The sequence below is a fragment of the Microbacterium sp. UMB0228 genome, from assembly GCF_002871415.1.
Taxonomy (GTDB): Bacteria; Actinomycetota; Actinomycetes; order Actinomycetales; family Microbacteriaceae; genus Microbacterium.
The window spans coordinates 1-4404 of the sequence record NZ_PNFU01000017.1 but is presented as its reverse complement, the minus strand read 5'-3'; the positions used below and the strand labels follow the sequence as shown (position 1 = coordinate 4404).

3 protein-coding genes are annotated in these 4404 nt (G+C 68.6%); 1 reads left to right on the top strand and 2 read right to left on the bottom strand.

Annotation, left to right across the window (positions count from 1 at the left end):
• Nucleotides 1-90 precede the first annotated feature (90 nt).
• Nucleotides 91-657, bottom strand: coding sequence for a TetR/AcrR family transcriptional regulator (locus tag CJ226_RS17705; RefSeq protein ID WP_061681787.1), 567 nt, complete (start codon nucleotides 655-657; stop codon nucleotides 91-93).
• 134 nt (nucleotides 658-791) lie between these two features.
• Between CJ226_RS17705 and CJ226_RS17700 the strand changes: the two genes are divergently transcribed.
• Nucleotides 792-3347, top strand: a complete 2556-nt coding sequence (locus CJ226_RS17700; RefSeq protein ID WP_102209981.1) for an MMPL family transporter — start codon at nucleotides 792-794, stop codon at nucleotides 3345-3347.
• A 112-nt stretch (nucleotides 3348-3459) separates the two neighbouring features.
• Here the strand turns inward: CJ226_RS17700 and CJ226_RS17695 are convergent.
• Nucleotides 3460-4354, bottom strand: a protein-coding gene (locus CJ226_RS17695) for an IS5 family transposase (protein ID WP_102209980.1) whose coding sequence is annotated in 2 segments (ribosomal slippage) — nucleotides 3460-4002 and nucleotides 4004-4354 — 894 coding nt in all. Because the reading frame shifts where the segments join, the coding sequence is not laid out codon by codon here.
• Nucleotides 4355-4404 lie beyond the last annotated feature (50 nt).

Here is a 4404-nt window from a genome sequence, read left to right as displayed (position 1 = left end):
CTACCGCGCCGCCGTCCTCATCCACGCCGCCATCGCCTGGACCAGAACGCTGTCAGACGCACCCTAGCCGGCTGTGGACGGGGCGTACCGTCAGCGCCCCTCCTCCATTGCATCGCCGACGCCGACGAGCACACGCCATACCCAGTCCGCAGCGGTCTCGACTCGCGGTCGGGGGTCGCGCGCGAGCCACGCCTCGATGACGCCGAGTGCTGAGCCGGCGATGCCGGCACTGACGACGTCGAGGGGGATCCCTTCGAATGCGTGCGTGCCCATTCGCCCGAGGCCCTCGCGGGCAACGGCCTCGATGCGATCACGCAACCTGAACGCCACCGCGGCCGAGCCGTGGCGTCCGAGCACGCGCTGATAGACCGCCACATGCTCGTCGATGTGTCGCAGGTAGGCGAGGAGCGCGCGTTGCGGGCCGTCCGGTGCGGTGATCGTTTCAGGCAGGAAGGTCCCTGCCTGCTCGACCGCCGTGTCGATGGCATCGGCGAGAAGGGTGTCCTTGTCGGCGTAATGCTGATAGAAGCTGCTCCGATTCACTCCTGCCCGCTGCACGATGTCGGCGACGGTGAGTTCCTCGAGCGGCCGCTCGCGAGCCAAGGCGAACAGCGACTCCTGCAGGGACCGTCGGGTGCGGACGACGCGGGCATCCATGCGTCGATTGTGCCAGCGGGATGGGGAGACGCCACGCAGAACCCAGCCGCTCCGAGTTCCGACAAATGTCGGCTATCCTCGGTGGTGGCTCGTAGGTGCGCCCTCGTCTCGTCTCCTCATGAAAGGCCTCTCGCGTGGCAGAACTCCTCTACCGTGTCGGACGATTCGCCGCGCGCCGACCGTGGGCCGTGGTCGCCGGTTGGATCGCCGCACTCGCCCTGGCTGTCGGAGCCTTCGTCTCCTTCGGCGGCACGCTGACGTCGAGCATGAGCATCCCGGGCACCGAGACCGAGCGCGTCACCGAGCGGCTCACCGAAGAACTGGGGGAACTCGGGGGCGGAACCGGCACCATCGTGTTCCGGACGGAGGACGGATCCGACTTCACCGAGGCCCAGCAGGGGGATATCTCCGCGATGTTGGCCGAGATCGACGGAATCGACGGCGTGGCCGATGTGGTCGACCCCTTCGTCGCGACGTCCGATCGCGCCGAACAGGAGCAGCAGCTCGAAGCCGGCGCGGCCCAGCTCGACGAAGCGCAGCGCCAGCTCGACGAGGGCTCCACTCAGATCGAGGCTGCGCGAACCCAGCTCGAGGCCGCTCAGGCGCAACTCGACGCGGCCATCGCTGAAGCGAAGTCCGCGGGGACGTACGCGCTCGCAGCGGCGCAGTTCGCCGCGCAGCAGGCCGAGCTCGATGCCGGTGCCGCTCAGCTCGAGGATCGCCGCGGCGAGCTGGACGCCGGTGCCGGCGAACTCGCCGAGCAGCGCGCTCAGCTCGATGACGCGCGGGTGCTCATGGATGCCGCCTCGGAGATCCGAACCGTGTCCGAGGACGGTGCCACTGCGATCGGCGTGGTGATGTTCGAGGACGACGTGTTCTCCGTCCCGTCCGAGGTCGTGGAAGCGGTCTCGGACGAACTCGACCAGGCCGAAATCGACGGGGTGCAGGTCGACTACTACTCGGCGACGATCGCCACCGCGGTCGAGGGACTCATCGGCATCGGCGAGATCGTCGGCGTCGCGCTCGCGCTGCTCACGCTCGTCATCATGTTCCGCGCGCTGCTGCCGGCGCTGCTGCCGATCGTCTCATCACTCATCGGCGTCGGCGTCGGCGTCGCCGGGTCGCTGGCCTTCTCGGGCGTCGTGGACATGTCGTCGGCCACCCCCGTGCTCGGCATGATGCTCGGACTGGCCGTGGGCATCGACTACGCGCTGTTCATCATCAACCGCCATCGACGGCAAGTGCTCGCCGGTGTCGACGTGCACGAATCCATCGCCCTCGCGAACGGCACGTCGGGCAACGCCGTGGTCTTCGCAGGCTCGACGGTGCTCGTCGCACTGCTCGCCCTGAACGTGACCGGCATCCCCTTCGTCGGCGTCATGGGAACGGTCGCGGCCGGATGCGTGCTGGTCGCGGTACTCCTGTCGGTGACCCTGACGCCTGCGATGCTCGGGATCATCGGCCTCCGGATCGTCAATCGGCGGGCTCGCGGCCAGATCGGCCACGAATCGCACGCCCGCCCCGAGCTGAAGCCCATGAAGACCTCGCGTGCGTTCGCGCGCGCCGCACTCGCCGTCGGCGCGCTGCTCATCATCGCGATCCCGGCGCTCTCCATGCGGCTCGGCATGCCCGACGGGTCATCCGAGCCCGTCGACTCCAGCCAGTACCGGGCCTACACGTCCGCGGCCGAGGCATTCGGAGCCGGCCAGAACGGACCGCTGCTCGTCACCGCCGCGCTGCCGGCCCCGATCGATGAGGACGACGTCGTCGCGGTACAGGCCGACCTAGCCGGTCAGCTGCTCGAGCAGGGCGGCGTGGTCGCGGTCGCGCCGGTCGGAGTGTCCGAGGACCGCGACTTCCTCGCCTTCCAGGTCGTGCCGATCGGCGGACCGTCCACCGAATCGACCGAGCAGCTCGTGCACGACCTGCGCGAGCTCTCGCCGATCGGAGACATCGAGCTCGGGGTGGCAGGCCAGGCCAGCGGCAACATCGACATCTCCGAGAAACTCGCCGGCGTGCTGCCGGTGTACCTCGCGCTGGTCGTGGGGCTGTCGCTGCTCATCCTCGTGCTGGTGTTCCGCTCGATCCTCGTGCCGCTGATCGCGACAGCCGGGTTCGTGCTGTCGCTGTTCGCCGCACTCGGAGCCGTGGTGGCGATCTACCAGTGGGGATGGCTCGGGCCGGTGTTCGGCGTCCACACCCCCGGACCGGTGCTGAACTTCGCACCGATCATCCTCATCGGCGTGCTGTTCGGTCTCGCGATGGATTACCAGCTCTTCCTGGTGACCGGAATGCGAGAGGCGTTCGTGCACGGGGTGCCGGCCCGGACGGCGGTTGTCGCCGGGCTACGGAACGGGCGAGCGGTGGTCACCGCGGCGGCCATCATCATGGTGTCGGTGTTCGGCGGGTTCATCTTCTCGCACCTGGCGCTCGTGCGACCGCTCGGCTTCGGCCTCGCGATCGGCGTGCTGTTCGATGCGTTCGTGGTGCGGCTGTTGCTGATCCCCGCGCTCATGCACCTGCTCGGCGAGAAGGCGTGGTGGCTGCCGCGCTGGCTCGATCGGATCCTCCCGAACGTCGACGTCGAGGGCGCCGCGCTCGAGCGAAGCCATCCGATCCACGGGGCGGCGACGGAAGCCGGGGATGCGTCGTCGGACGACGTCCGGCACGCCGACGAACCCGTCCGCTGAGAGGGCGGCTCCGCCAGGCGGCGCCCGGCGCGCCGCCGAGTGAACCATGACAGGGCGACCGCCTCGTATCCCTTCGGTTGTGCGACGTCTCATCGGACTCAGGGCCAGCCGGCTAGGGTGCGTCTGACAGCGTTCTGGTCCAGGCGATGGCGGCGTGGATGAGGACGGCGGCGCGGTAGGTGATCGCGTGTTTGTCGTAGCGGGTCGCGAGGCCTCGCCATTGCTTGGCGTGGCAGAACCGGCGTTCGATCACGTTGCGGTTCTTGTAGTCGTCGGTGTCGAGCCCGACAGGCCTTCCGCCTCGTGAACCGCGACGCTTCCGGTGCCCCTGCTGGTCGCGGGGCTCGGGGATCACGGCTTTGATCCCACGCCCCCGCAAGCGTGACCGGATCGCGCGGGACGAGTACGCCTTGTCGCCCCGGACCGCGTCCGGGCGGGTGCGAGGGCGACCGACGGGGCGACCCACGCGAAGCTGATCCAGCAAGGGCAGCAGCATCGGCGAATCACCGGCCTGTCCGGGGGTGATCACCGTGACCAGCGGCAGCCCCTTCCCGTCAACGAGCTGGTGGATCTTCGTCGACAGGCCGCCCCGGGAGCGGCCGATAGCATGATCAGGCGGCTCGACGCCCGGATTCGTGTAATTCGATACAGCCCCCTGTGGGGCGACTCGTGTTCGTCGCGTGCTGATGCGCCCGCGTGATCGTCGAATCCACCGATACCGACCAGTCCACCAGCCCCTCGGCGTCGGCCTGCGCGATCAGCGACTGCACGATCGAGTCCCAGGTGCCTTCGGTCGCGAGCCTGCGATGCCAGGTCCACACGGTCTGCCACGGGCCGAACACTGCAGGAAGATCGCGCCACGCGATCCCGCACCGATACCGGTAAATGATCCCTTCCAGCATCGTCCGCGCGTCCGAGAACTTCCGACCCGGGCGACCCGTCGGCCTCGGCAACATCCCATCGATCAGAGACCACTGAGCATCCGTAAGCAACCGAAACCGCGTCACCGCTCCAGCGTCTCAACCGATCCCCTCAACCTTTGTCAGACACGCCCTAG

Bases quoted from the DNA above. Each gene is read 5' to 3' on its own strand.
- CJ226_RS17705 (WP_061681787.1), bottom strand. From the start codon at position 657: ATGGATGCCCGCGTCGTCCGCACCCGACGGTCCCTGCAGGAGTCGCTG.